This window comes from Pseudomonas sp. FP1762 (assembly GCF_030687105.1).
GTDB classification, from domain to species: domain Bacteria; phylum Pseudomonadota; class Gammaproteobacteria; order Pseudomonadales; family Pseudomonadaceae; genus Aquipseudomonas; species Aquipseudomonas siliginis.
This window is the reverse complement of sequence record NZ_CP117458.1, coordinates 2987124-3013505: the sequence shown is the minus strand read 5'-3', so window position 1 is coordinate 3013505 and position 26382 is coordinate 2987124. Positions and strand designations below refer to the sequence as shown.

Annotated in this window: 19 protein-coding genes and 2 pseudogenes; 14 read left to right on the top strand and 7 right to left on the bottom strand. The window is 59.5% G+C overall.

What is annotated here, in order from left to right:
* Window positions 1–220: 220 nt before the first annotated feature.
* A complete protein-coding gene (locus PSH90_RS13430) occupies window positions 221–1687 on the top strand; it encodes a nucleobase:cation symporter-2 family protein (protein ID WP_016774665.1) in 1467 nt (488 codons plus the stop codon).
* A 66-nt stretch (window positions 1688–1753) separates the two neighbouring features.
* Window positions 1754–2227 (top strand): LEA type 2 family protein, encoded by a 474-nt coding sequence (locus PSH90_RS13425; protein WP_056785875.1) that lies wholly within the window; start codon window positions 1754–1756, stop codon window positions 2225–2227.
* 139 nt (window positions 2228–2366) lie between these two features.
* Here PSH90_RS13425 and PSH90_RS13420 read toward each other — a convergent pair whose 3' ends face one another.
* Window positions 2367–3290, bottom strand: coding sequence for a carbon-nitrogen hydrolase family protein (locus tag PSH90_RS13420; RefSeq protein WP_305383086.1), 924 nt, complete (start codon window positions 3288–3290; stop codon window positions 2367–2369).
* A gap of 84 nt (window positions 3291–3374) precedes the next feature.
* Between PSH90_RS13420 and PSH90_RS13415 the strand changes: the two genes are divergently transcribed.
* A complete protein-coding gene (locus PSH90_RS13415) occupies window positions 3375–4289 on the top strand; it encodes a LysR family transcriptional regulator (protein ID WP_305383085.1) in 915 nt (304 codons plus the stop codon).
* A gap of 6 nt (window positions 4290–4295) precedes the next feature.
* Here PSH90_RS13415 and PSH90_RS13410 read toward each other — a convergent pair whose 3' ends face one another.
* The gene (locus tag PSH90_RS13410) at window positions 4296–4550 is read right to left on the bottom strand and encodes a hypothetical protein (protein ID WP_003224595.1); all 255 of its coding nucleotides are present in this window, start codon (window positions 4548–4550) and stop codon (window positions 4296–4298) included.
* A 154-nt stretch (window positions 4551–4704) separates the two neighbouring features.
* Between PSH90_RS13410 and PSH90_RS13405 the strand changes: the two genes are divergently transcribed.
* Window positions 4705–5022: a YqjD family protein gene (locus tag PSH90_RS13405; protein ID WP_016774661.1), complete on the top strand. Its 318-nt coding sequence runs from the start codon at window positions 4705–4707 to the stop codon at window positions 5020–5022.
* A 202-nt stretch (window positions 5023–5224) separates the two neighbouring features.
* Here the strand turns inward: PSH90_RS13405 and PSH90_RS13400 are convergent, their stop codons facing one another.
* A complete protein-coding gene (locus PSH90_RS13400; protein WP_095179972.1) occupies window positions 5225–6253 on the bottom strand; it encodes an Ldh family oxidoreductase in 1029 nt (342 codons plus the stop codon).
* 233 nt (window positions 6254–6486) lie between these two features.
* Between PSH90_RS13400 and PSH90_RS13395 the strand changes: the two genes are divergently transcribed.
* Entirely contained in the window at window positions 6487–11334 is a 4848-nt protein-coding gene (locus PSH90_RS13395) for a dermonecrotic toxin domain-containing protein (protein WP_305383083.1), read from the top strand.
* A gap of 71 nt (window positions 11335–11405) precedes the next feature.
* On the opposite strand, the gene PSH90_RS13390 is transcribed toward PSH90_RS13395, so the two are convergent.
* Window positions 11406–11675 carry a PepSY domain-containing protein gene (locus tag PSH90_RS13390; RefSeq protein ID WP_041480965.1) on the bottom strand — a complete coding sequence of 90 codons (270 nt, stop codon included), beginning with the start codon at window positions 11673–11675 and terminating at the stop codon, window positions 11406–11408.
* Between the two features lie 153 nt (window positions 11676–11828).
* Here PSH90_RS13390 and PSH90_RS13385 point away from each other — a divergent pair, with 153 nt between their 5' ends.
* Window positions 11829–12830: a FecR family protein gene (locus tag PSH90_RS13385; protein WP_305383081.1), complete on the top strand. Its 1002-nt coding sequence runs from the start codon at window positions 11829–11831 to the stop codon at window positions 12828–12830.
* Window positions 12831–12883: 53 nt separating this feature from the next.
* On the opposite strand, the gene PSH90_RS13380 is transcribed toward PSH90_RS13385, so the two are convergent.
* Complete coding sequence (locus PSH90_RS13380) at window positions 12884–15223, bottom strand: acylase (RefSeq protein ID WP_305383079.1); 2340 nt, start codon at window positions 15221–15223, stop codon at window positions 12884–12886.
* Between the two features lie 243 nt (window positions 15224–15466).
* Here PSH90_RS13380 and PSH90_RS13375 point away from each other — a divergent pair, with 243 nt between their 5' ends.
* Entirely contained in the window at window positions 15467–15844 is a 378-nt protein-coding gene (locus tag PSH90_RS13375) for a fe2+ zn2+ uptake regulation protein (protein ID WP_024012892.1), read from the top strand.
* Window positions 15845–15853: 9 nt separating this feature from the next.
* Here the strand turns inward: PSH90_RS13375 and PSH90_RS13370 are convergent, their stop codons facing one another.
* Complete coding sequence (locus tag PSH90_RS13370; RefSeq protein ID WP_041480969.1) at window positions 15854–16042, bottom strand: hypothetical protein; 189 nt, start codon at window positions 16040–16042, stop codon at window positions 15854–15856.
* Between the two features lie 358 nt (window positions 16043–16400).
* Here PSH90_RS13370 and PSH90_RS13365 point away from each other — a divergent pair, with 358 nt between their 5' ends.
* Genes PSH90_RS13365 through PSH90_RS13345 form a run of 5 tightly spaced genes read left to right on the top strand, consistent with a single transcriptional unit; the run spans window position 16401 to window position 23450 of the window.
* A complete protein-coding gene (locus PSH90_RS13365) occupies window positions 16401–17648 on the top strand; it encodes an MFS transporter (RefSeq protein ID WP_305383076.1) in 1248 nt (415 codons plus the stop codon).
* A gap of 9 nt (window positions 17649–17657) precedes the next feature.
* Window positions 17658–18788, top strand: a complete 1131-nt coding sequence (locus PSH90_RS13360) for an acyl-protein synthase (protein WP_305383074.1) — start codon at window positions 17658–17660, stop codon at window positions 18786–18788.
* A gap of 1 nt (window position 18789) precedes the next feature.
* Complete coding sequence (locus PSH90_RS13355; RefSeq protein WP_305383072.1) at window positions 18790–21192, top strand: aldehyde dehydrogenase family protein; 2403 nt, start codon at window positions 18790–18792, stop codon at window positions 21190–21192.
* Between the two features lie 43 nt (window positions 21193–21235).
* On the top strand, window positions 21236–22546 hold the full coding sequence (locus tag PSH90_RS13350; protein ID WP_305383132.1) for a phenylacetate--CoA ligase family protein: 1311 nt from the start codon (window positions 21236–21238) through the stop codon (window positions 22544–22546).
* Window positions 22515–23450 (top strand): GNAT family N-acetyltransferase, encoded by a 936-nt coding sequence (locus tag PSH90_RS13345; protein WP_095179965.1) that lies wholly within the window; start codon window positions 22515–22517, stop codon window positions 23448–23450. Before PSH90_RS13350 ends, PSH90_RS13345 begins: the two co-directional genes overlap by 32 nt.
* 45 nt (window positions 23451–23495) lie before the next feature.
* Here PSH90_RS13345 and PSH90_RS13340 read toward each other — a convergent pair whose 3' ends face one another.
* Window positions 23496–24023, bottom strand: a complete 528-nt coding sequence (locus PSH90_RS13340) for a hypothetical protein (RefSeq protein ID WP_024012886.1) — start codon at window positions 24021–24023, stop codon at window positions 23496–23498.
* Between the two features lie 353 nt (window positions 24024–24376).
* On the opposite strand from PSH90_RS13340, the pseudogene PSH90_RS27510 reads away from it, so the two are divergent.
* Window positions 24377–25459, top strand: a pseudogene (locus PSH90_RS27510) (cache domain-containing protein); the annotation flags it as partial.
* A 381-nt stretch (window positions 25460–25840) separates the two neighbouring features.
* Window positions 25841–26368, top strand: a pseudogene (locus PSH90_RS27505) (methyl-accepting chemotaxis protein); the annotation flags it as partial.
* Between the last annotated feature and the right edge of the window lie 14 nt (window positions 26369–26382).

Below are 26382 nucleotides of genomic sequence, written 5' to 3'. Positions count from 1 at the left end.
GGCGTGGACGATCATTGTGGGAGCGAGCCTGCTCGCGAAGGCGGCTCGTCAGTCACCGAGATGCAGACTGAGCCACCGCTTTCGCGAGCAGGCTCGCTCCCACATAGGCAGTAAAACCTGACCTTTCAGGCAGTTATTGCTCGTTGCCCTCGCCGCCCTCTTCCGGCATTCTGCGCACCCATTTTCTGACCCGGCCCCGCCTTGCGGCGCGCACATCACCATGACCGCCTCTGACAAAACCCCGCGCAACAACGACCTGATCTACGGCCTCAACGACCGTCCGCACCTGACCGCCACGGTGTTCGCCGCGTTGCAGCACGTGCTGGCGAGTTTCGTCGGCATCATCACCCCGACCCTGATCATGGGTGGCGCCCTCGGTCTGCACAGTGAAATCCCCTACCTGATCAGCATGGCGCTGTTCGTCTCCGGCCTTGGCACCTTTGTCCAGGCCAAGCGCTTCGGCCCGGTGGGTTCCGGTCTGCTGTGTCTGCAAGGCACCAGTTTTTCCTTTATCAGTGTGATTCTCAGCGCCGGTTTCATGGTCAAGGCGCGCGGCGGTGGCACTGACGAAATCCTCTCGACCATCTTCGGCGTGTGCTTCTTCGCTGCCTTCATCGAAGTGGTGCTCAGCCAGTTCATCGGCAAGCTGCGCATGCTGATCACCCCGGTAGTCACCGGCACGATCATCACGCTGATGGGCCTGTCGCTGATCAAAGTGGCGATGACCGACATCGCCGGCGGCTTCGGTGCGCCTGATCTCGGCGCGGCCAGCCATGTGTTTCTGGCGGCGCTGGTGATCGGCACCATCGTTGTGTTGAACCGTGTCGACGTGCCGTTTCTGCGCCTGGGCGCGATCGTCATCGGCCTGACCCTTGGCTACGTGGTGGCCTGGCTGATGGGTACGGTGGATTTCGCTTCGATGCCCGAGGTGCCGTTGGTCAGCGTGCCGGTGCCGTTCAAGTACGGTTTCAACTTCGATTGGGTGGCGTTCGTGCCGGTGGCGGTGATTTTCCTCGTGTCGCCGCTGGAAGCGGCCGGTGACCTGACCGCCAACTCGATGATCTCCCGGCAACCGGTGAAAGGCCCGTTGTACATCCGCCGGATCAAATCCGGCCTGCTCGCCGATGGTCTCAACTCGGCCATGGCGGCAGTGTTCAACAGCATGCCGATGGTGACCTTCGCGCAAAACAACGGCGTGATCCAGTTGACCGGCGTGGCCAGCCGCTACGTGGCGTTTTTCATCGCCGGGCTGCTGGTGTTGCTCGGTTTGTTCCCGATGATCGGCGCGGTGCTGCAACTGATGCCGAAACCGGTGCTGGGCGGCGCTGAGCTGGTGATGTTCGGCACCGTCGCCGTGGCCGGGATCAAGATCCTCGCCGAAGCCGGCCTGCATCGACGCAACATGCTGATCGTGGCGATCTCGCTGGGCATGGGCCTGGGCATCGCGGCGGTGCCGGAAGTCCTGCGCGAACTGCCGCAAGCGCTGCGCAACATCTTCGAATCGCCAATCACTGTCGGTGCGTTGTGCGCTATCGTGCTGAACATCTTCCTGCCGGAAGAATTCATCGAGCTGGAAGAAGATGATTTCGACCCGGAAGCGTCGATTCTGCAGGTCATGGAAAACCCCGACGTCGCCGCCAAAGGTGAACCCGGCCAAGCGGCGGCTGTCGCACAGTTGAACCGCTGACGTCACGCCTCGAAAAAAAGGGCTGCACCGGCGACGGTTCAGCCCTTTTTTTGTCGAGAGATTTTTATGCGCCGCGTCCACGCCGTCATCCTGTCGCTTGTGCTGTTGTCGCTCAGCGCCTGCGCGCTGTTTCCCAACCGCGATCCGGTGAACATCAACGTGGTCGGCCTCGAACCGTTACCCAGCCAGGAACTGGAGGTACGCTTCGCGATCAAGCTGCGCGTACAGAACCCCAATGAAACGGCGATCGATTACAACGGCATCGCCCTGGATCTGGAGGTCAATGGTCATTCGCTGGCTTCGGGTGTGAGCGATCAGAGCGGCTCGATCCCGCGTTTCTCTGAAGCCATTGTCACGGTGCCGGTCAGCGTCTCGGCGTTCTCGGTGCTGCGCCAGACATTGGGGCTGAGCCAGACGCAAAGCCTCGATAATCTGCCCTACGTGCTGCGCGGCAAACTGGCGGGCGGGTTGTTTGGCACGATGCGCTTTACCGACAGCGGCAAGTTGAGCCTGCCTAAAGCGAGTGCGGCGACTTGGTAAAAAGTTTTCTGATCGGACACCGATCCCTGTGGGAGCTGGCTTGCCAGCGATAGCGGTGCATCTGCCAAAAAAAGATGTCGACTGACATGGCCCCATCGCTGGCAAGCCAGCTCCCACAGGTTCAAAACAAGTATCAAGGTCAGGAGTTGAACCGCACCCCCGGCTTCGCACGCTCATCAACGGTCAACTCGAAGACATCCGGCCGCGCGTAGTGGCCGACCACATCGTAGTCATACCGCGCGCGGATCAGTTCATCAGTGTCGATTTCCGCCGTGAGCAAGCCCGCTTCCCCGCGCAACGGCCCCGCCAGCACATCGCCCATCGGACCGACGATCACGCTGCCACCGGCAATCAACGGTCGATCACCCGGCCAATTGGCAATCTCCACCCCCAAATCATCCGGCGAGGCCTGCACCTGACAGGCGCTGACCACGAAACAGCGGCCTTCGTGGGCGATGTGGCGCATGCTGACCTGCCACATCTCGCGCTCGTCCACGGTCGGCGCGCACCAGACCTCAACGCCCTTGGCATACATCGCCGTGCGCAGCAGCGGCATCATGTTTTCCCAGCAGACCACGGCGCCAAGCTTGCCGACCTGGGTGTCGAACACCGGCAGCGTCGAGCCGTCACCCTTGCCCCAGATCAGTCGCTCGGTGCCGGTGGGCATCAGCTTGCGGTGTTTGCCGAGCAGCCCGGCCTGCGGATCGAAATACAGCACCGTGCAATACAACGTGCTGCCAGCGCGCTCGATCACGCCGATCACCAGATTGGCTCCGGTGCGCGCTGACAATCCGGCCAGCGCTTCGATTTCGGCGCCCGGTACATCGATGGCGTTGGCAAAATAACGTGCGAACGCCTCACGCCCCTCGGGCAGTCGGTAGCCCAATTGGGTGCCGAAGCCCTCGCCCTTCGGGTAGCCGCCGAGCAAGGCTTCCGGCATCACCACCAACGCGGCGCCGGATTCGCGGATTGCGTCTTCCCAAGCAAGGATCTGTTCCAGGGTTTCGCCTTTGCCGCCGGGCAATGCACCGATCTGCAACGCCGCCACTATGGATCTGGCCATCGTATTTACTCCATCAGGTTCAGGTGTTGCCGATTCTCCAGCGTCACGCGATCATGAATAAAGCCCTGCCGACTGCTGAATGATATGAGCCAAATGAATATCGCCGACATTGACCTCAACCTGCTGAAAGTCTTCGAAGCGCTGCACGACGAATCCAGTGCCAGTCGCGCCGCCCTGCGCCTGGGCGTAACGCAATCGGCAGTCAGCGCGGCATTGCGCCGCTTGCGTGAGGTGTATGGCGATCAGTTGTTCGTGCGCACCGGGCGCGGACTGGCGCCGACCCTGCAAGCCAATCAGCTGAAACCGGTGATCAGCGATGCGCTCAACAAATGCCGGCAAAGCCTGGCCATGCTCGATCCGGTGGCCAATCAATACGAAGGACGTTCGGTGGCGATCGGTCTGTCAGATGATTTTGAAATTGCCTACGGGCGCCACTTGATCGAGGAAATCGCCCGCCGTGCGCCGAAGCTGCGGTTGATATTTCGCCAGACCCACAGCCAGATCGTTGCCCGCGCGCTGATGGAACGCAGCATCGACCTGGCGATCACTGCCGGCGGCTTTTCCGAGCGCCTGCTCAGTCGTCAGGTGTTGGGGGAAGGCGGCTATGCGTGTCTGGTCGACCCGGCCAGTCTCGCGCCAGGCCAACAGCAGATCGCGTTGCAAGAGTTCGTTGAACGCGAGCACATTCTGGTGTCGTCGGGCGGCTTTATCGGCATCACCGATGAGGGATTGGCGGCAGTGGGCTTGAGCCGGCGAGTCTGCGCGTCGACCACGCATTTCGCCGCGCTGCCCTTCCTGCTCAAGGGCAGTCAGGCGGTGGCGACCATCCCGGCCCATGCCGCCGCAAGCATCGCGACGCTGAGCGGGCTGGCGTTGCTGCCCTGCCCTCTGGCTTTACCGCGCTATCCGGTGGAACTGGGCTGGCGCACCAGCACGCAGATCGATCCGGTGCTGGTCAAGGTTCGCGAGGCGATTGCCGCCACGTTCAGCCAGGCGTGAAGCGTATTATTTGTTCGCCGCCATCAGGCGATTGACTTCACTGCGCACCATGTTGGCGAACTCCGGCGGCGACATGCCGTCCAGTTCGGCGCGGACCCACTCGGCCCATTTGCCCTTGCGCTTGGAGCGCTCCCCAAACAAGCGCGCGGCTTCGCCTTTGGCTTTGCCCAGATTGTTCTGCCAGAGTTCGAACAGACGGGATTTCTCATCTTCCAGCGCTGCGCGCTCTGCGAGGGATTTGTCGGCCAGATTGAAACTCATGGGGATTTATCCTGCTGCGTAAAATGGCGACATCTTACACGCTCGATGGAAATCTCCGGTGCAGGTTTTTCCCTTCTCCGCGAATGACATGCAACTTTTGGCCTGCCGCTACACTCCATTGGTCACTGTCCATTCACCTGCAAGGAGTCACCCAATGGCCCGTAAAACCGCCTCGCAAGCTGCCGAAGAGCAAATCAAGGATCAAGCTTTCAGCGAGCTTCAGGCTCTGATCGAAGAATCGGACAAACTGCTCAAGAGCAGCGCTTCACTGGTCGGCGAAGAAGCAGAAACGCTGCGTGCACAAATCGCCCAGAAACTGCAGCTGGCACTGGATTCGGTGTCCAGCGTGCGCGATCGCACCAAACCCGCCGTCGAAGCCACCGAAAACTACATCGGTGGTCACCCTTGGCAAACCGTGGCGATCTCCGCCGGTTTCGGCCTGGTGGTGGGCCTGCTGCTCGGCCGTCGCTGAGTCAGGCGCACAGAAAAAGGCGAACCTCAGGGTTCGCTTTTTTAATGCCCACCGCTTTGCTTTTCGATTACTGAATTCAACTCGGTATCCCAAGTCGGCGTACCTCGCTCAAACCACGCGGTCAGTCCCCTCTCCCCCCGGGAGAGGGCTAGGGTGAGGGGCTTTTGACCTTGTCACTGCAATCGTCAGAACAACAAAAGACTCACTCCCCCGCCAACTCCCGCAACTGCCCCAGCGTCTGCTCATCCAGTACGATCCCTTGCGCCATTGAACGACTGCGCTGCAAATGCCGGCGATCCCCCGGCAAACGCTTGAGCCCGACCCCGTGCATCTGCCGCACCAGCTCCTCACTGCGCTGGGCAAAGCTCTGCCCCGCCGCTTTGCTCGGGTCGATGACGATCAACAGCTGGCCGGTCCATGGCGTTTTCGCGCCGGGATGGTTGGACCAGTCAAACTCGAATGAGAAATTGCCGCCGGTCAATGCCGCCGCCAGCAACTCGACCATCATCGACAGCGCCGAGCCTTTATGGCCGCCAAACGGCAACAAGGCGCCGCCTTCGAGAATCGCTTTGGGGTCCTGGGTCGGCTGGCCGAGGCTGTCGACGCCCATGCCGGCCGGGAGTTTTTCACCCTTGCGCGCTGCGATTTGCACATCGCCATGAGCGATGGCGCTGGTGGCAAGATCGAACACAATCGGCGCGGCGTTGGCCCTTGGCGCGGCGAAGGCAATCGGATTGGTACCGAACAATGGCCGATCAGCGCCATGGGGCACCACGCAGGTCATGCTGTTGACCACGCTCAGCGCCACCAGACCTTCGTCGGCGAAGGGCTCGACATCCGGCCACAAAGCGGCGAAATGATGCGAGTTGCGAATCGCCAGCACCGCGATCCCGGCATGACGCGCCTTCTCGATCAGCAGTGGTCGGGCCGCTGCCAACGCTGGCTGGGCAAAACCGTTGCCAGCGTCAACCCGGACAAACCCCGGCGCGACATCTTCAACCTGTGGCACGGCATGGCCATTGACCCAGCCGCTTTTCAGCGTCGAGACATAACCGGGGATGCGAAACACGCCATGACTATGAGCGCCGTCGCGTTCGGCGTTGGCGCAGTTGACGGCGAGTACCCGTGCGACTTCGCTGGAGGTGCCGTGGCGCAGAAAAATCGTTTCAAGCAGTTGCGTCAGTGCTTCGAGGGACACTGTGGACGAGCCATGATCGTGTGGCGCAGACATCTGAAGCTCCAGAATGATTATTGGAGGGAACAACAGCGTACGGTCGATTTTGCCCACCGATTAACCCTGTCCGAGCTGCCAGCTGTCAACCCTTCGATTCATTGCCATCGGTTGGCGCGCCCTGATGCACATTTTGATCTCGGCACGTGCGGTCACTATCTACCGCAAGTGCTCCACTCTGCGCATTTACTGTTGAGTTCCAGCCCAATGGCGCCCTGTTCAGAGTTGCAATGATGTCCACCCCGACTGCCCCGCTGTTGTTTCCAGTGATATTCGATTCACCCGGCCTGCACGCTGACCTCGGTCCGGCACACGGTCTCAACAGCAAAGACTTCGACTGGCTTGCACATGCGCAACTCGCTACGCAATCGCTGCGCAACAAGCAAACCCCGCCAATGCTGGCCGAACGCATCCTGCTCAACGCCGACAAGCAACTGGCCGTGCCGCTGGCAGGCAGCTTCATACTCAGCGCAGGGCCGGATGACAACGGCGTGTTTCTCTATACGCCCTACGATGGCCTGAAAAAATTCGCTGACCGGCAAGCCCTGACTGATGCCCTGCAGACACGCCTCGACAACGCCAGGGAAAACGATGATCTGCTGGCTTTCCTCTCGGTTTCATTGCGCAAGGAACTGGTGGAGAAACGCGGTATCACTCTGACTTGCGAAACCATCGAAGGTGATGTGTTCGAGGACCAGCAATTGGCAATCGGCGACTCTCTGGAGAGGTGCGCCCGTGACCTGCTGGACGAGCTTAAACGCCTGCCATCCCTTGCAACGCTGCTGGAAAAGATTCTCGACGAACTGCTCGAGGCGCATTTTGGCGCCTTGCAACAGTCGCTTACCCGGGTCGGTTTCTATTCGGTGACTTCTTCGGATGGGAAACAGTGGGTCGACTCGCTGTCGCTGACTGAAGCGCTGTTGGTGCACTTTCACCGTCAGGGCTGGCCCCACGGTCAGGCCGTAGAATTCACCCATCCCGCCCGTTCGGTACGCGAAGACGATCAGTCGGCCTGGACCAATGCGGTCAAGTCGGCGTCGGGAAAATTGACCATGCTGTTGTTTCGACAGCTTGAGGTGTTTTGGAACGGCGCCTCATTCGAAGGCTCGCCCAGACGTACTTTCTTCAGCCAAACGCTGCAGGATCAGGCGCGCGCGGATCTGATGATCAAGCGCGAAACGCAGATCCTCACCGCCAGCGAGTTCGACGCCCTGCACAGCCTGGTACGTGAGCCAACCGTTGCGGTACGGCGGCCAACGTTTGAAACCGTGTGTTTGAGTGAAGAGACAGCCTGTGTCGAGCTGGCCGGTTCACTGATGATCAATCACGACAAGGCTTATCTCTATACGCCCAGCCAGGGCCTGCAGGTACTCGCCGACTACGCGGATCTCAAACAGACACTGACCGCGAAAATGCGGGCTGCCGGACACGAAGACGAACTCTACGGGCTGATGAATCTGCAAGAGCGCAATCGTTACCTTGGCTTCGCTAACGCGCAGGTATCCGGGGAAAACATTGGCGGTGAGATCATGACCACGCTGTTCGAGGCCATCATCACCAAGCAACGTCAGAACGTTGAATTCGTTCTGCAGCGTTTTCGTCAGAGCGAGCGCACCACTGACATCCATGCGCTCTTCGACAAGGCGCTGGATATCCGCTCAATGATTCATGAACGGCTGCTCAAGCTCGACGTCAATCAGCGCTGGAGTACCCGGCCGTTGTTTACCAGTACACCGCCATCGTCACTCGTGCAGGCAGACAAGGCTGCGCAGCAGGCGGCACTTCTGGGGCGGACGCTGGATAATCTGACCAGCCACTTCAAAGACCAGCCGACCGCGCACGCCGCAGAACAGCGCGTCTTTCTCGAAGGCATTCTGTGGAAACTGGCCCAGGCATTCGAAGACGGCCTGCGTGGTGAGGCGTACCTGCGCAGCATCAGCGGGTCATGGCTGGAGGCAGAACAAAAGATCGTCGACACCGTGTTCGATTCCAGGCACCCGACACGCAGGGACCGCCAGTCACTCAATGGTTTTCGCCCCGATGCCTGGTCACTGACCCTCAACGGGGCCGAGCCCAACGCTGCGCTGCCGCTCGCTCACTGCGTGCTGCTGACCGAGCGCGGCGGCATGGACGTGAAACATTCCGGGCGCGCCATCCTCTGGACACCGGCCCTGGGCCTGGAGCTGTTTGACGACATCGCCAATGCGCAAAAGCAATTGCAACAACGACTGGACGACAACAATCAGAGTCACACGCTGCTGGAAAATCTGCCAAAGGCGCAACACAGACTGGACCAGCAATACACTCTGGGCGAGTTTCAATTGATTAATGGCAGTGTCTCCCGAGACCGCATGCAATCTGCCATTGAACAGTTCCTGGCGGAATGTGAACTGCTGCGAGTTTGCATCAAGGAGCCAAAGACATTGGCGAGCTTCCTTGATGAAATGAAGAATGCTGTCATCGATACCAACCTGCGACGCGCGATCGATCTTGCACGAACCCTTTCGCGTCATCTGGATTACCCGGACTGGTTGCGAATGGCCTCGGCGACGGAGCAACGCACGCAACTCGCGCTGCTGGATGAACTGCGGCATGCGTTCATCGATGGCAAGGATTTCCTCGATGAGGTCCCGGCGCTGGCCACTCATATCGAGCAGACCCTCAAAACCCTGCTCGATGCTCGCTTTCCAGGCAACGGGCTCAAGCCACAGGACATACGGATCACCCCCAATCTGATATTGGCCGGCCCTGCCTGCAACTTGCTGGAATTTGCCTTGCATCACTACAACGTCGTGCAGGGCAGCGGTTTCAAAGTCGCCTCGACAACGGCCACAGCCTTACCAAAAGAGTTTGCCCAGGCCGCGGTACGGCAATTACTGCAATCTCTTGATGTTGCTACCACCTACACCGCGAAAGTCACCGAAGCGCTGTCAGCCGACAGCCCGTCTGCTCGCACCAGCAAAGAACGATTCTTGCGCCAGTTGCCCTGGCAACTGATGCAACACGCCCACTCGATGAAATTGCAGCAACAGCTCTCGGATACCGGCTATGACTACATTTGCCAGGTCCTCGACATGCCCGACGCGATAGCGCGCGCTGCGGTCGAGGGCGCTCATGCCATCGCCTGTCCGCTATCGTTGATCAAGACCCCAGGCGCTGATTGCGTCGACACACTCGGTTTGTATGTCTTCGGTCCGGGCGCAGGGCAAACAGGCCCCCGGGTCCTCTATGCGCCTTACTCCAGGTATGTGTTTCGCGAATTCGAAAACGAAGCGCAGCTGATCGAAGCACTGAATACCCCCGGGCACTTCCAGGATTTGGTTATCCGGCGCCTGCCTGAGGCTCAGCAGGCGATATTCAAGAGCCTGTTGAAAACAACGATCGGCAAAGACAGTGAAATCACTCTTCATGGCGCGCCCATCAATGGCAACGTGCTCGAGCGGTTTCACCAGGACACTCTGCGTCTTCTGCCGCAACTGTTGCGCAGCCAGCCACAGGTCAATGGCCAAGCGGATTGGGAAGCGGTGAAGTTTCTCTTCAGTCACGGCGTGCGCCTGGTGCCACATTTGCTACCGGGCAAACTCGCGTCCGGTTTTTTTCTGTGGCGAAGCTACCAGGACTTCAAGGCGTCCGCCGAAGGCCTTCAGGATCACCACTGGGCAAATGCCCTGAAAAGCTTCATCGCAGGGGCGATTACCCTCTTCAGCCTGGGACGTCTGTCATGGGAAAGCGAGGCAGAAACGGCCGGCTCCGAATTCGCCGCAGAGGCGCAAGCACCTGCGGGTACAGCCACAACGGTGCAAGTCGCCTCTGGCTGGGCAAAGGTGTCGCCCGTCACGCCCGCTCGGATTGATTTGCAGCCCTTTGAAAGCAGTACGGCGCTGGAATCCCTCAAGCTTGATGCCAATAAGCTGGTCTATGGGGATTCGTCAACGACGCAGAAATACGCCGCCATTGCCGGCAAGGTGTATCCGGCAGTCCAGCTCGAAAAAAACTGGTATTTGCGCAAAAAAGACGGCAGTCAGGGGCCGGCACTCGAAGAGAAAAATGCCCGTCTGGTCGTTGCAAGCGCCAGCCAGCCGGTTCATCGCTGCCGATCAAAACGTCGTGACCCTGCTCAACATGAAGTCGAGGAAAACCGCTCAATAGAAATGTATATCCAGGCCAGAGGCATGGCCCAGATCCACCGTCGCTATCCGGCCAGGGCGTTCGTGATACAGCAAGCCGTAAACCGTGCAAGAGAATACGCAGTCAACTGCCTGCATAACTACGTTACACAGCGCAGCCACCCTGCGGGCACACGGCTGGAGAGGGTTTTGAAGGAGTTCTTCGAGGTGCATGAGGTAACGCCCTTGCTGCTCACAAAACTCGAGAAAGTGATAATTCCTGTCTGCCAGGAACTGACGAACCCAAAAGATGATTTGCTCTACACCGAGCGCTTCTTTACTGGTCTGAATGGGCCTGGCAGCGCCAATACCGTTGCTTTCGTTTTCAAACAGGACAAACAAAAAATAATTCATCTCACCGAGGTTTTTTTCAATCCCAGAATGGACAAATACACCGCCCATCTGCCTCCTCGATTCAATGTTGATTCACACGCACGCGCGGTAACGATTATCCATGAACTCTCGCATCTGGTTTGCGACAGCGAAGATCTGGTAACGATCCAGGCCATGGGGCCTTATCTCGACCTTATCGACACGACGACGGCAGAGGGGCAAGCGGCCAAGGACTCGCTTGAACGTTATCGCAGGTTATTGTCGCGCTACGGCAATCTCTCGCACCTTTTTGCGGTGAAATCCGATAACCACGTCTGGACCGATCTGGACAAAATGCCGACGCATGCCGCGGATTACCTGAAAGTCCTCAGCCTTACCAAAACCACAAACCTTGCAGACGCGCGCCGAGCGTTTCGCAGTCCTGTTTCAGCAGATGCGCGGGTCGACGTGATGCTCGCCAACGCCGACTCGATCGCCCTGCTCATCAGCGAACTGGGTCGTCAGCTCGACCCGCTTCCCGCGCCCATACCGCTATCGGCGCCGGTTGCAGATCAGGCGGGATCCTCGCAAGCGCTGGCGTGACGACAAAAAAAATGCGCCGGCGTAACGCCAGCGCATTGCTCATGCCAAGAATCAACGAGTGAGACGGTGCGTTAATCCTTCTGATCGCGCAGTACATTGCCCGAGGCGCCGTCGATGCGGAACTCGTAGACAATGCCGTCAGCCTTGCGCCCTTCGCCTTCCCAGTAGCCGTCATTGTCGGCGCCGATCTCATAGACTTCGACATAGCCGGCCTTGGTCTTGGCGACCTCGATGGCTTTTTCGATGGTGATCCAGCCTGCGCCCGGCTTGTCCGCCAGAGCGGCACCGGCGCTGAGCAGACCGGCAGTGGCAATCAGGGCTGCGAATGTCTTTTTGATCATTTTTTCACTCCATTTATGGATAGTAGGCAGTTGCTTCCTGTTTTTTTGGGCGCCACAGGGAAAAATAAGTTCCACGTTGATGGGTAAATGCCATGACGGATGTTCTCGGCAGCCTGCCGGCGAGGTTAGAATGAGCGAAATCAGGACGAGTCAATGACCCAAGACACTCTCTCGGAAGCCGAATACGATGCGATCACCGATGCCGCCGCGCACTGGTGCATGCGTCTGCACGCCGCTGACTGCACGGACGAGGAGCGTCGCGCATTTGAGACCTGGCACGCTGCACATCCTTTGCATGCCTTCGAATACGAAGCCATGCAAGAAATCTGGGAAGTCGCCGGAGATCTGCCTCGAACCGAGCCCGAGGCACTCGCCGCGCAGCGCAAGCCTTCGCGTTCGTGGCGCAAGTTCGCGGTCATTGCTGGCGCCTGCGCCCTCACCTTGCCAATCGCGGCTTACAGCGGCTGGAGTCTGGGCTGGGTGCCCAACAGTTATCAGCATTACGCCGCCACCGACAGTGTGCGTCAGATCACCCTGAGTGACGGCAGCCAGCTCGAACTCAACCTGCACACCGACCTGAGCTTCAGCAATTACAAACATGAACGTCGCGTCACCCTGAACAAGGGCGAGGCGTTTTTTAATGTCAGCCATGACGCGTCTCATCCGTTCGTGGTTCGCGCCGGCGACGGCAAGATCCGCGTGACCGGTACGCGGTTCAATGTGTGGATGTACGAAGATCAGGTGCGGGTCAATCTGATCGAAGGTTCGGTGCTGGTCAGCAGCAATCGCGACTTGCCTGGCGACGGTCTGCGCCTCAGTCCCTCGATGCAGGCGCGCTACCGGCATGGCGATTACGCGCCGCAAATCAGTCAGACCTACCCTGGCGATACTTCGCTGGCGTGGCGCAGCGGCCGATTGGTGCTCGACAACCTTGCGCTGCACGACGCCCTGCCGCTGATCAACCGTTACCTCGACAAGCCGTTGATGCTGGCCGACACCAATACCGGCGCGATCCGCGTGGGCGGCGTCTACAACATCAAAGAGATGAACCACCTCGCCAACAGCCTGCCGAAAGTGCTGCCGGTCTATTTGACCCGCAACAAGGAAGGCAACCCGGTAATCAATTCGATGCCGCAACGCCCGCCGAAAAGCTGAAGGCCGCGTCCCTTGCGGGAGGCGGCCTTCGTTTGTTTCGAGCTGTGACTGTTTTACTGCGCTGCCACCTTCCCTGCCTGATCCTGCTTGATCGTCTGCACCTGATATTGCGGATCCGCCTGGATCTGCTGTTCGGTGAACGGCAGAACACTCCACTGCTTCTTCGAAAATGCAGCAGTCTGATCCCGCGAGTATTTCGACATCGGATCACTGGATAACGAGAACGCCAGCAGCCCTTGGGCGTGCGGGCCTTTTTCATCGAAGCTCACAACTTGCAGATAGCTGGTTCCGCTGACCACTTCAAGTTTGCCGTCTTCGCGGGGCACGCTTTGCATCGCGTTGTAGATGCCCAGCGTCCCCGGCCCGCCATGAATCGGCGTTTGCTGCCCGCCGCTGCTGACCACCTGGACATCACCCCAGCGCGTGTCAGGTTTCAGGCCCATTTTTGCGACCCGCTCAACCGACGAGAGCATCGCTTCACGCAGTGCTTTGGCGACGGCAGGTTGTTCGACTGCCAGGCCGCGAGGAGTGTGTTGCGCATCTGCCGGATTGAATGCAACACGCCAGATATCCGCTGATTCAAGCAGCGCCTGCATGATGTTCTGAAAATGCACCAGACCGAGCCCGGAATCCAGATTTGCGCGGCCGTCCCAGGCTTTGAGGCTGGCGCACGCAGACTTGAGTGACGCGGCATCGCTGCCCAGATCGGCGCCGCAGAACTTCAGCAGATCGGGCATGACCTGCGCGGCCAGATAGACCTGATCGTCCATGACCATGTGCTGCAGATCCTTGACTGCCAGCGGGCCTTTCTTGCTCAGTTCACCCAAACGATCAAGCGCAAATCGTGAGCGCAGGCCCAGCGGTTGTCCTTCCTGACTGATCAGCGGTGAATAGCCGGTGAGCGGTTGCGCCGGGTTGGCCAGCCATGCCGAGTCGTTGGAGTGCTGAACGAAATCCTTGCGCAGCAATTGCGGCAACTGGCTGGAAGCGAAGATGCCCTTCTGCGCCGCGTGCGGATCGACATCCCAGGCACAGCCGCTGTTGGCACCGTCCAGCACGATCATGCGCAGACCGAGGCGTGGGTCGCTGCACTTGGCCAGTTTTTCCGCGCTTACGTTCGGTACCACCGACAGGTTCATGTACAGCGTCTGGCCCTTGTCATCCACTGCCAGGGTGTTGACCCACGGAATGCCCTGGACTTTGTGCACCGCGTCTTGCAGATCCTTGAGATTGCTGGCCTGGTTCATCGCATACCACTGTTCGAGCACGCGGTCGTTGTCGAGGTTGGCATCGCGCAAGCTGTAGGCATATTGCCTGTCCCAGTCGAGCTTGCCCGGCCATTGCACGATCGGGCCGAACTGCGAGCTGTAGATGTCGCGCGCAACCGCTACGACCTGTCCGTCAGCCTGCTTGACCTGCACGGTAACCGTCTGTTTGTTCAGCGGCAGCGACTTGCCATCGAGCAAATACCGAGTCGGATCCTTTGGATCAAGTTGCAGGCGATACAAGGTGAAGTGTTTCGACGAATCGACGGTGTGGGTCCAGGCCAGATGCTGGTTGAAACCGATGTTGATCATCGGCAATCCCGGCAAAGCGGCGCCCATCACATCAAGCTTGCCGGGGATGGTCAGGTGCATCTGATAAAAGCGCATCCCCCCGACCCATGGGAAATGCGGGTTGGCCAGCAACATGCCACGGCCATTGAACGAGCGCTCGCTGCCGACCGCCACGGCGTTGCTGCCGCGATCCAGGGCGAAACGTTGCTGGCGCGCGTCGGCCAACTGGAACGCCTCGGTGTCGCGCTTCACCTGCGCGGTCACTTGCGGCGGCGTCGCGCCAGCAAGGGCTTCGGCGAACTGCCCCACCCCACCTTCAACCAACAGGCGCCGCGTCAGTTTGACCAGATCCTCGGCGCTGATGTCACGTACCCACTCGCCTTGGCATTGCTGCGGCAACCCGTGCTGACGGCGTTCAGCCAGATAGCGGTTGTAACCGGCGGCATAGCCTTCAACCAGATCATGCACCTGCGCCGGTTGTGCCTGCCAAAAGGCTCCGACCGCTTCAGGAGTATTGAGCCAGGTGAAGAACACATCACTGACGCGGTTTTGCCGTTGTTCAACAGTCAACTGCTCCGGGCCGAAATATTGGGAGCGCTGACCATTGACCGTAACGATCTCGTTAGCCAGCAGGCACAGATTGTCCTGGGCGTAGGCGTAACCGATGCCGAAACCCAGACCGCGCTCGTTTTCAGCGCGAATGTGCGGCACGCCGAAACTGGTGCGGCGAATATCGGCGCTGGTTTGTGCAGCCGGGCTCAGTGCATGGGCTGACAGGCTCAGCCCGAACAAGGTGCTGGCGAGGGCCAGCCCGGTGAGTTGCCTGGAAATAATCACGCTTGCTCCTGATCGAAAGGTCGATTGCCCCTGCGTCCACGCGCAATGAGCCTGTCGAAGAAACGAAGCTGAGGGAAAAAATTTAGCGGGTAGCCCATTGGGGCAATGCCGTCATCACAAGGCTGAGACGAATTAGCGACGAAATTTCTACATCTTTTCTTTCATGATTTGTCGTGCTGAAACGTCTTGTTTAGAGAGCGCAACAAAACCTTTCCCGATCTGGCTCTGAAAAGGAGTAATCGCATGTACAACTCGCAACTACCAACGGACGGTAGCCAGACGCCACAGGGCGTTTCCATGGGTTCGCACACCGGCAATTTCACCCAGCGCGGCGAGCGTCCGGGCAATGAGCGTATTCGCGTGCTACTGAAGAGCTTCGGCCTGCGCACCAGCCTGATTCGCCTGAAAGTCATCGACGCCCTGCTGGTGGCGGCACAGAGCAATCGTCGCCTGGGCGTACGTGGCGTACATAGCCAGTTGCTCGATCTGGACGTGCCGCTGTCGTTTCTCAGCGTGCGAGAAGTGCTTAAACGCTTGTGCGCCGAAGGCGTGATCACCTTCAACGCCGACAAGAGTTACAGCCTGCACCCGCAGGCTGCAGCGGTCCTCAACCACGAATGAGGCTCGCCTTCAGGGCTTGACCTTGCGGCGCATCACGCCGTTGATGATGACCACCACGACCGCCACGCCGATTGCCACGTACTGGAAAGTCTTCTCGGTGATCATGCCGGCATTCTGCAGCCAGGACAGGCCCAGCATGATCGCCAGTACCGACAGAGCGATCAGAATCGAATAAATCAAGCGTTGCTTCTGGGTCATTGCGGTTTCCTGAAACATTGAAATGTAGCCGGTTGCACGCCGAGCGTTCCCCGGATTACGGGTATGCGCCGGGGCAAACGGGTGCTCATGTTACCGCCCCTGAGGTTTTTTGGCTGCATGGGCACCCAACCCTGAGACATGCCCGCCCTCCCTGATCCAGCGCAAACAATGCCCGCACTGACGAGGGCATCGTTGTTTGCGCCGCAATGGCAGCCAGGTAAACAGGTTTCACGCCGCGCCAATCCTTTAAACATGCCGTAAGTTTTTGAAATCTGCTGACGCAGCAAACGGCTAGGTCGGCTGTGCGCCTGCGCCTAGGCTCTGCGAACTTCCTACCACTCATAAAACAGGGATGTTCATGCAGAGAACACTTATCAATATCGGCCCCAGACAGGTTGCGGGTTTCTGTCTGGCGCTGACCGCTTTCGAACTGCTCACTTACATGGCCAGCGATGTGATCATGCCAGCGATGCTGGATGTCACCACCGACCTCGACGCGGACGTACGGCATGTTCCCCATGCCTTCAACCTGTATCTGTTGGGTGGCGTGTGCCTGCAATGGTTGCTCGGCCCGTTGTCCGATCAATACGGCCGACGACCACTGTTGTTATCGGGCAGCGCGCTGTTCGGATTGTCGTGCGCGGCAGCTTTTTTCACCGACAGTATTGGAGCGTTCAACCTGTTGCGGCTGTTGCAAGGCATGGGTCTGGGGTTTGTCGTCGCAGTCAGCTATCCGGCGCTACAGGAGGTGTTCTGTGAAGCGGACGCCGTCAGGCTGATGGCGTTGCTCGGCAATGTTGCGTTGTTATCGCCGCTGCTCGGGCCGCTACTGGGGATCCTGTTGCTGGAATGGCTGAGCTGGCGGGAAATCTTTCTGCTGCTGGGATTCACGGCAGCGCTGGTCTGGCTCGTTCTGTTGCTGTGGATGCCGGAAACCGTAGGCGTCGAGCGCCGCGATGGTCATCGAACACCCCGTGTGCCCTTCTCCTGGCGTTGCACTTCACGGCGCTATGGCGCGTTGTTAGGCAACCCGCGTTTTCTCTGCGCCAGTCTGGCGCTGGGCCTGATGAGTCTGCCCCTGATCACATGGATAGGCCTGGCACCGTTGCTGCTGGTGCGGGTGCTGGAACTGCCGCCGCTGGAATATGGCCTGTGGCAGATTCCGGTTTTCTCAGCGGTGATTGCCGGCAATCTGATTCTCGACCGCTTGCTGCAGACTCATTCTCTGACGCAATTGATTCAACTGGCGCTCTGGCCGTTCTGTCTAGGCCTTCTGTTTCTGGCCGCGTGCGCATTGTTCGGCGCGGGGCTTGGTCCGGTGGTGGCGAGTCTGTCGCTGTACGCCGTCGGGCTGGGCATGAGCAACGCGGCGGTGTATCGCCTGGCGCTGTTTGCCAGCGACGACAGCAAAGGTCTGGTGTCGGCGCTGACCGGCATGATTTCGATCGCCGTCATGGGCCTTGGCGGTTCGCTGATTGCGGCCATCGGTGGCGGCGGCCGTCTTGAATACTTCGCTCTCTGGGCCGCATTCGGCGGGCTGATGTGCCTGCCCATGGTTTACCGGCTCCTGCAAACCACCACAGCTGATGTGGCCTCGCCTCAGTAAGGAACACTGATGACTCACCTACCCTATGCCGACGCGCTGTGCGCGTTGAAGCAACCCTATTGCGCGGATTCAGCCGCGCCCGGTCTGTTTGATCGGGCGATGACTGAAATCAGCCGCTTTCACTGCGACCACACCCCGGGTTACGCCCATTGGCTCAACGCCCATGGGCTGGCACCGCAAGACCTCGACAGTCTTGATGACTGGTCACGTCTGCCGCCGATCTTTGCCAGTTTCTTCAAGCAACACCTGCTGCTCAGCAGCACCGGCGCAGACGCCCTCGAACTGACTTCGTCGGGCACCAGCGGGCAGAAAAGCAGGATGCGTTACGACGAACGCAGCCTGGCGCGGGCGCAGTTCATGGTTGCGCAGATCTTTCGCCATTACGGTTGGGACACTCCGGATACGCCGTGCAATTACCTGCTGCTGAGCTACGAACCCGAGGGTCACATTACCCTCGGCACTTCGTTTACCGACCAGTTTCTCTGTCGGTTTGCCCCGGTCAATCGCGTGGTTTACGCCTTGCGCAACACCGGTAGCGGCCATCAGTTCGACGTATTCGGTGTCATCGCCGCATTGCAGTCATTCGCTGAAGAAGGTTTGCCGGTGAGGATTTTCGGCTTCCCGGCGTTTCTCTGGCAGACCCTGCAACGCATGCAGGCTAGCGCTGTGCAGGATGTGCAATTGCCCGCCGGTTCGCTGGCCTTTTTTGGCGGCGGCTGGAAAACCCAGGCTGCGCAGGAAATTCCCAAACAGCAGCTCTACGCCCATATCCATCGGCAATTGGGCATCGAACCCGCCCGCTGCCGCGACGGTTACGGCGCTGTCGAGCATGCGGTGCCTTACATCGAATGCGCCCGTCACCGCTTTCATGTGCCGGTGTATTCGCGGGTGCTGATTCGCGATGCGGCGGATTTTTCTCTGCTGCCCTATGGCCAACAAGGCCTGCTCGGCTTCGTCTCGCCTTACATCTCATCCAGCCCGGCCCACGCCGTGGTCATGAGCGACCTTGCCACGCTGCACCCGGGCGCAAGTTGCGGCTGTGGATTGACCAGCGACTGGTTCGAACTGCACGGCCGCGCCGGCACCACAGCGGGCAGAAGCTGCGCAATGGCCGCCGCCGAATTATTGGGAAGTCACTGAAATGTTTTTGATCGATGGACAACTGCACGACATTTACAGCCTCGACCAAGCGCTGCAAGACCTGCAACACAAGTTGCCCCAGCGTTTGGCGACGTCGCTAGACAGCAGCACGGTCATCAAGGCGATCACTGTTTTTGCCCAGCTGCTGCGTGACTCGCGCACGGATCTGCCCCTCGACAGCGAACAACGGCAGGCCTTGATCGATTTCTGCCAACCTGAAGCCTTGACGACCAAACGCCAGCGCGAACTCGGCGTCGCTGCCGACTCCCTGCGCCGTATCGATTATCGCCTGCCACGCTTCGAAGCCTGGCGCCCGCTCGGGCTGGTGGTGCACATCACCCCGGCCAACGCGCCGCTGCTGGCCTTTTGCGCGGTGGTGGAAAGTCTGCTCGCCGGCAACGTCAACTGGTTGCGCCCCAGCCGCAGCGATCAAGGCCTGACGGCGCGACTGTTGCGCGCGTTGGTGAACTGCGATGCGAGCGGACAACTGGCCGGTCACGTGGCGGTGATTCCAGCGAGCACCGAGCAGATCGGCCAATTATGCAAATCTGCCAATGGTGTCGCGGCGTGGGGTGGCGAAGCGGCCTTGCAAGCCATTCGGCAACAGCTCGCGCCGGGTTGTCGCTGGATCGACTGGGGGCATCGCATCAGCTTCGTCTATCTCACTCCTGCATCGGCTACGCCAGAGGCGCTTGATGCCATCGCCGACGAAGTTTGCCGACTGGATCAGCAGGCCTGCTCCAGCCCGCAATGGCTGTTGGTGGACAGCGACGACACGCAAGTCTTGCGCGATATCGGTGAACGCCTGGCGCAGGCCCTGCAACGACGCGCCGCACAGTGGCCGGCACTGGTGCCGACACGCCAGGAAGCTGCGCAAATTACCACGCACACGCAAATGGCCCGCCTCGGTCAGAGTTTTGCCGGTCACACCGGGCAAGTGTGGAATGGCCCAGGCTGGCGGGTGATCTGGAGCCATGATCGGCAACTCGCACCTTCGCCGCTGTTTCGCAGCGTATTGCTGCACCCGGTGCCGCAGGCGCTGCTGCCCGCCACTCTGCTGCCGTGGCGCAACGTCCTGCAAAGCTGTGCGCTGGTATGCGCACAATCGCAAATTGTCGAGCTTACCCATGCGTTGATCGCTGCCGGAGTCACGCGGATCGCAACGATCGGCAACATTCACGACGGGTACGAGGGCGAACCCCATGATGGCGTCTATGCGCTGCAACGTTTGAGTCGACGGGTATCGTTGAGTCTTGCAGCCACGCAACTGCCGAATCAGGCCAGTCTCGATCCAGCACCATCAGCGGCGACGCCGTGCGCTGCGATCATGGACAAAGAAGCCTTCGTCGCCCAGCCCATCAACGATCAGGCGCAGTTGTATTTCCGCTCCGGAGGCAGCAGCGGCACCCCTGCTCTGGCCGGCTACAGCTATCGCGACTTTGATCGGCAGATGCGCGCGACCGCTGATGGCCTGTTCGCTGCCGGTCTGGATCCAGCACAAGACCGAGTCATGAACCTGTTCTTCTGTGGCGGGCTGTACGGCGGCTTTCTCAGCTTCAGCAAAACGCTGGAACTGCTCGAGGTGACGCACCTGCCCATGGCCGCCCCTGCTGATGACGATTATCGGGAGATTGCCCAATTGATCATCGACCAACGGGTCAACGTGCTGGTCGGTATGCCCGGCACCCTGCATCGTCTGTTCCTCAATCAACAGGAGCGTCTGCGTGCTTATGCCGGAGTCGAAAAGGTCTTTCTCGGTGGCGAGCACCTGAGCGAGCAGAACCGTGAATTGCTGCGCAGTTGTGGCGTCTCGACCATTCGCTCGGCGATTTACGGCAGCGTCGACGCCGGTCCGCTTGGGCATGCCTGCGAGGATTCGGCGGATGGGGTTTTCCATCTGATGAGCGAGATCCAGCAGTTGGAGATTGTCGCGTTCGATGAGGATGTGCCGGTGGCGGATGATCAGGTGGGCCGGCTGCTGGTGACCTCGCTCGCCCGCGAGGGTGGTCAGCGCGTGCAGCGTTATGAGATTGGCGACAGCGGACGCTGGCTCCCGGGCGTCTGCGCCTGCGGGCTGAAGTCGCCCCGCTTTGAACTGTTGCAACGCCACGGCAAGTTGTTGCGTATCGGCACTGACTTTATCTCCCTGAGCGAATTGGCGTCACGGCTGCAAGTGCCGTTTCAGTTGCATCTGGACCACAGCGCCGAGGGCGTCGAGCGCATGCAACTGCATTGCGAACTTACAGCCGCCACCGTTGAAACACGTCTCGCCGATTACCTGACCCTGACGACCATCATCGACAGCGGATTGCTGGTGCTGCAGATCGAGCAATGCTCGCCTGAACACTTCGTTCGAAACAAACACAGTGGCAAGACGCCGCTGGTCATTGACTCCCGCCGCTGACGCTTGCCGTGAGCTGGCTCATTCGAATCAAGAAGAACACACCGTGAAAACAACCGACTCGATTAGCGAATTAACGGGTTTCGCCCGTGAGCATTCGCCCTACTACAAGAACAGTCTCGCCAACATCCCCGAGGCGATAAGTTCACTGTGCGAACTGCCACTGCTTGATCCGGCAGACTTCTGGAAAGACAGCGCGGATCTCGCGCAATGGCCGGTCCTGACGGCCCCCATTGGGCACGCCTTGGTGTTCAAGACCGGTGGATCAACCGGCGGTGGCAGGCTGTCCGTGTATGCCCGCACGGAATGGCAGCGCACGGTGGAAGATTTCGGCCGCAGTCTGAGCGAGCAGTTCAGCCCCGGGGACCGTGTCGCCAACCTGTTTTTCGCTGGCGACCTCTACGCCAGTTTTGTGTTTATTCATGACTCACTCGCCCATGTTCAAACAGCTGTCAGCGAGTTTCCGTTTACCGGCGAGGTTGATCCACCGAAGTTGGCCGACGCCATCAACCAGCATCGAATCAATGTACTGGCTGGCGTGCCCGCGCAATTACTGACTTTCGCCAGTTGGCTCAAACAACGCGGCCTTACGTTGCCCCTGGTTGATAGTGTGCTTTACGGCGGGGAGAGCCTGTTTGCCTCACAACGCCAGCTCCTTGAGCAAGTGCTGCCCAACGCGCGCATTGCCTCGATCGGCTACGCCAGCGTCGATGGCGGATTCATTGGCGCCAGTCATCCTGAATGCATCGAAGGAGAACATCGCACACCCGACGGTCACGTCCTGTTGGAGATTGTCGATCAGCACAGCGGCGCAACGATCGAGGCCTGCAATCAAACCGGTCTGCTCGTATTGACCAATCTGCATCGCCGCTTGATGCCGCTGATCCGCTATCCCGTCGGAGATCTAGCGTGCTGGCGCGAACCGCCGGGCACTGCACGACGCAAATTCGCCCTGAGAGGACGCAGCGGCAATAGCCAGCGGGTGCGGGTCGGCATTCTGTCGCTGATGACCGATGAAATCAGCGAAAGCGTACGGAGCATTACTGGCAGCGACGATTGGCAATTGCTGATCGAACAAGCCAACAGCGCTGATGTCTTGACGTTGAAATACGCAGTCATCGAACGATCGGCGCTCATCGACGAGAAACTTGAGGCCCGCTTGATCGAACTGTACCCGCCGATCGCGCAACTGCGGGCTGAGCGGTTATTGGAGCTGCGCATCAAGAGTTGCCGGTTTGAGGACTTGGCGCGCCATCCTCGCGCAGGGAAAAGCCTGCGGATCGTCGACTTGCGCTGCTATGACCAGGAAGAGCGGGAGGTGCGTGATGGAGTCGTTGATTCTGCGCAATTACCGTGACACCGACGCCAAGGCCGTCAGCCAGCTGTTTCGCGAGGTCTACGGTGATCATTACGTGCAAACCGACGTTTACATGCCCTGCCTGATCAATCAGAACCACGCCGACAAACGCTGGCATTCACTGGTTGCAGTGGAGGGTGAGCGGATTCTTGGTCATGCCACTTTGTATCGGCAAAGCGAAAGCTCGCACGATGCCGAACTGGCCTTGAGCGTCGTACATCCCGATACCCGTGGAAAGAACATTGCCACGCGGCTGGGCGGACAACTGCTGACTCATGCGCAGGCGTTGGGTTGTCGCAGCGTCTCGATCAAACAGGTCACCCATCACCCTTACACCCAACGCATGGCTATCAACCTCGGTTTTCACAACACTGGATTGTTGCCGGACTATGTCCGCTCACCCTTTGGCTGCAAAAAACCCGAGTCGATCGTGTTGGGTGTACGTGCTATCGATGGCTATCAACGGCCATTGCCAGAACAGGCATGGCCAGCCAGTTGCCGCCCCTTGATGGAGCGTCTGAGCGCTGTGTTCGGCGTCGGGGCTGATGCAGGACGCTGGCGCGGAGCTTCGGTTCAGGTCCAGCAGCACGGCAGCCGCCATGAAATGTGGCTGGAAAAACTCAATCCGGAACTGCTCGACCAGTTGCGATCACTGCCCGGGCATTGGCTGGTTTCGATTCGTCTACAGCTTTCGCGACAGTTTGCCGTGGATCTGCACAGCCTCAACGCCATCGGTTTTGCTTTCACCGGCCTGGCGCCTGCACAGGATAATCGAGGGGGATGGCTGGCGCTGTTTCATCGTGGCTACCGCACGCGCAGGCTGACATTGCATTGTCCGCACATGCAGCAGTTGCATGACCAGGCACAACGTCACATCACTCGGCAAGCCGTGCCGGCGGCGTAAACAGCATGAGCCCGCACACGGATGAGCGGGCGTCATCAGCAGACGTTACGCCTTTGCCTTCAGGCCTTTGTCAGACGGAACTGCCGCATTGCCTTCGCCATAGGTCTTGAGATTCTGCAGGACGTAAATGGCTTTCTTGAATTCGGGGATCAGGCTCTTGCCGTAGTAATTGCCATTGAGACTGTTGGTCTGGATGGCATCGAGCTGAGTGGCGAAATATTCCAGCGCGTTGAACTTCGCCTCCGGGTCTTTCTGCACGCCGAAGCGGTCGAATTTGTCGCCGGCATTGAGCAAAGTGATCGAGGTGATCTCGGAAATCAGGCCGCGCCCGCGCAGGAATTCGCTGAGGTTGCCCAACTGCTTGACGGAAACGTTGGCCGGGTCGAAGCCCTTGATCTGCTTGCGCAAACCCTGCTTATCCATCTCCGCCACATTCAGCGCATTCGGATCGTTGCCGACCAGCGTCAGCATCTGCTGCACTTTGACGCTCTGCGAAACCTGCTTTTTCGCGCCGGTATCACGGACCATAACGCCCGCCTTGCTTTCCCAGGCGCCGGTATAACCGATCGTCATGCGAGGATTCCTTGTGCGATGAGCATGAAATGTCCTTGTTCCAACCAATTGAATGGGCGCGAGTATCGGCCGATGCGCCTGATCGCACCAAGTCTTTTGTGCGCTTTTTTACAAATCTCGTACATTCGTGACACAAGCCTGCATCCCGTAAACATTGGTTCAGAGCCGTCATCTTGATGTAACAAACGTGGCAATCCGGGGATTTGTACCCATCCCGATACCAACCGGTCATCGCCCAGCGTTGTTTCGGCGCGCGAGCACCTAAAGCTTCGGCCCGCAACGACGATACGCTGTGATACCCGCCCTGTTTTATTCCTGCCCTCCAACAAAAAAGCCGCTCAAGGATCAGTTCCATGCCCGCACTGCGCACTATTCAGGCTCGCTACACGCTGTTTCTGATTCTGTTCATTCTGCTGTTGTCCGTGCTGACCGTGGTCGGCATCAGCCAACTGGTGGCACCGACCCTGCGCGATACCGAAGAGAAGGTCGTGCTCAACCGCATCGCCGAAGTCGCCGTGCAGATTCAGGGCGAACTGAACAAGGTCCAGGCGCAGCAACGCAGCATCACCCAGACCATCCCACTGCTCGACAGCGCCGCCATCGACGTGGTGCTGCCAGGGCTGGTGGATCAGTATGGCGAGCTGAAAGTCTTCGGCGGCGGCATCTGGCCGTTACCGGGCCAGCGTGAAGCCGGGCGCAACAAATTCAGCACTTTCTGGCACCGTGACGCCTCTGGCCAACTCAAGGTCAACACGTTCTGGAACAGCGATGCGGCGCCCAACTATTACGACCAGAGCTGGCACAAGGGCGGCATGGCCACTCCGCGCGGCCAGTGCGCGTGGGCCGCTGCCTATAAGGACGACGCCAGCGCCGAGCCGCGCACCAACTGCGCCATGGCGATCTACAAGAACGGCAGCGCCTGGGGCGTTTCGACCATCGACGTGACCCTGGGCTTCTTCAACGACCTGGTGGCGCGCAAGGAAAAAGACCTCAACGCCGAAATGCTCATCGTCGAGGCTGACGGCAAGATCATCAGCAACAGCTCGCGCATCAGCGGCCCGATCGTGCTGAAGAACATCAGCGAACTGGCGGCCAGCTCGACCTTCGTCAGTCAGATCAAGACCGGCCTGCAGAATCGCGATACAGCGCAACGCGTCGAGTTCGATAACAACGGTGAAGACGCTACATTCTTCATGCGCCCTATCGAGGGCACACCGTGGTTCCTCGCCACCGCCCTGCCGACCAAGATGCTCACTGCCCAGCGCGACGACGTGCTCCATAGCCTCAGCCTGATCCAGATTCCGCTGGTGATCCTGCTGGTGCTGTTGCAGGTTTACGCGATTCGCAAACTGGTGCTGCGCATGAAAGCGCTGAAGGCCAACATTGATTCGCTGTCCAGCGGTGACGCCGACCTGACCCGCCGCATCACCATTCGCGCCGAAGACGAACTGGGCGCCATCGGTCACTCGGTCAACACCTTCATCGCCTATCTGCAGAACATGATCGGCGAAGTCACCCAGGCCACCGGCGCCATGGCTTCCAGCCTCGACAACCTGCAGCGCACCTCGGCACATACCGGCCAGATTCTGCTGCGTCACGCTTCGGAAACCGATCAGACCGTCACCGCCATCAACGAAATGAGCTCGACTGCTGAAAGCGTCGCGCAGAATGCCGCTGAAACCGCTGCATTCACCCAGCGTGCCAATGAGAACGCAGACCGCTCGCGCGTTGTGGTGGGGGAAGCGACCAACAGCGTGGTCGCGCTGATCGACGAAGTGGCCAGCGCTACACACAAAGTTGAAAACATGCAGCAGGACGCCCAGCGCATCACCGAAATCCTCGGCGTCATCGGCGCGATTGCCGGCCAGACCAACCTGCTCGCCCTCAACGCCGCGATTGAAGCGGCCCGGGCCGGTGAACAGGGGCGCGGCTTTGCGGTGGTGGCGGATGAAGTCCGCGCCCTCGCCGCCCGTACTCAGGCCAGTACCTCGGAAATCAACGAAATGTTGACCCGTCTGACGCAAGGCGTGAGTTCCTCGGTCAGCGCCATGGAAAACACTCAGGCCAGTTGCCAGTCCGCTGCTGACGCCACCGCCCGAGTCAACTCGGGGCTGGACGAAATGGCCGGTTCGGTCAGCCACATCAACAGCCTCAGCACGCAGATCGCCACCGCCGCCGAACAACAAAGCGCAGTGACTGAAGAGATCAACCGCAGCATGGTACAGATCCGTCACATGGTCGATGAACTGGTGCAGAGCGGCCAGGCCAGCGAGCTGAATACCCGCCAGTTGCTCGAAGCCAATAGCCGCGTGAGCGCGATCATGGGGCGGTTCAAGGTTATTTGAGCCAACCGCGACCA

What these genes read in the sequence shown, in the direction of transcription:
- PSH90_RS13425 (WP_056785875.1), top strand. Translation starts at nt 1,754, where the DNA reads ATGCGCCGCGTCCACGCCGTCATCCTGTCGCTTGTGCTGTTGTCGCTC.
- PSH90_RS13340 (WP_024012886.1), bottom strand. Translation starts at nt 24,023, where the DNA reads ATGACGATCGGTTATACCGGCGCCTGGGAAAGCAAGGCGGGCGTTATG.
- PSH90_RS13375 (WP_024012892.1), top strand. Translation starts at nt 15,467, where the DNA reads ATGTACAACTCGCAACTACCAACGGACGGTAGCCAGACGCCACAGGGC.
- PSH90_RS13395 (WP_305383083.1), top strand. Translation starts at nt 6,487, where the DNA reads ATGTCCACCCCGACTGCCCCGCTGTTGTTTCCAGTGATATTCGATTCA.
- PSH90_RS13430 (WP_016774665.1), top strand. Translation starts at nt 221, where the DNA reads ATGACCGCCTCTGACAAAACCCCGCGCAACAACGACCTGATCTACGGC.
- PSH90_RS13385 (WP_305383081.1), top strand. Translation starts at nt 11,829, where the DNA reads ATGACCCAAGACACTCTCTCGGAAGCCGAATACGATGCGATCACCGAT.
- PSH90_RS13420 (WP_305383086.1), bottom strand. Translation starts at nt 3,290, where the DNA reads ATGGCCAGATCCATAGTGGCGGCGTTGCAGATCGGTGCATTGCCCGGC.
- PSH90_RS13355 (WP_305383072.1), top strand. Translation starts at nt 18,790, where the DNA reads ATGTTTTTGATCGATGGACAACTGCACGACATTTACAGCCTCGACCAA.
- PSH90_RS13365 (WP_305383076.1), top strand. Translation starts at nt 16,401, where the DNA reads ATGCAGAGAACACTTATCAATATCGGCCCCAGACAGGTTGCGGGTTTC.
- PSH90_RS13400 (WP_095179972.1), bottom strand. Translation starts at nt 6,253, where the DNA reads ATGTCTGCGCCACACGATCATGGCTCGTCCACAGTGTCCCTCGAAGCA.
- PSH90_RS13415 (WP_305383085.1), top strand. Translation starts at nt 3,375, where the DNA reads ATGAGCCAAATGAATATCGCCGACATTGACCTCAACCTGCTGAAAGTC.
- PSH90_RS13360 (WP_305383074.1), top strand. Translation starts at nt 17,658, where the DNA reads ATGACTCACCTACCCTATGCCGACGCGCTGTGCGCGTTGAAGCAACCC.
- PSH90_RS13370 (WP_041480969.1), bottom strand. Translation starts at nt 16,042, where the DNA reads ATGACCCAGAAGCAACGCTTGATTTATTCGATTCTGATCGCTCTGTCG.
- PSH90_RS13405 (WP_016774661.1), top strand. Translation starts at nt 4,705, where the DNA reads ATGGCCCGTAAAACCGCCTCGCAAGCTGCCGAAGAGCAAATCAAGGAT.
- PSH90_RS13390 (WP_041480965.1), bottom strand. Translation starts at nt 11,675, where the DNA reads ATGATCAAAAAGACATTCGCAGCCCTGATTGCCACTGCCGGTCTGCTC.
- PSH90_RS13410 (WP_003224595.1), bottom strand. Translation starts at nt 4,550, where the DNA reads ATGAGTTTCAATCTGGCCGACAAATCCCTCGCAGAGCGCGCAGCGCTG.
- PSH90_RS13345 (WP_095179965.1), top strand. Translation starts at nt 22,515, where the DNA reads ATGGAGTCGTTGATTCTGCGCAATTACCGTGACACCGACGCCAAGGCC.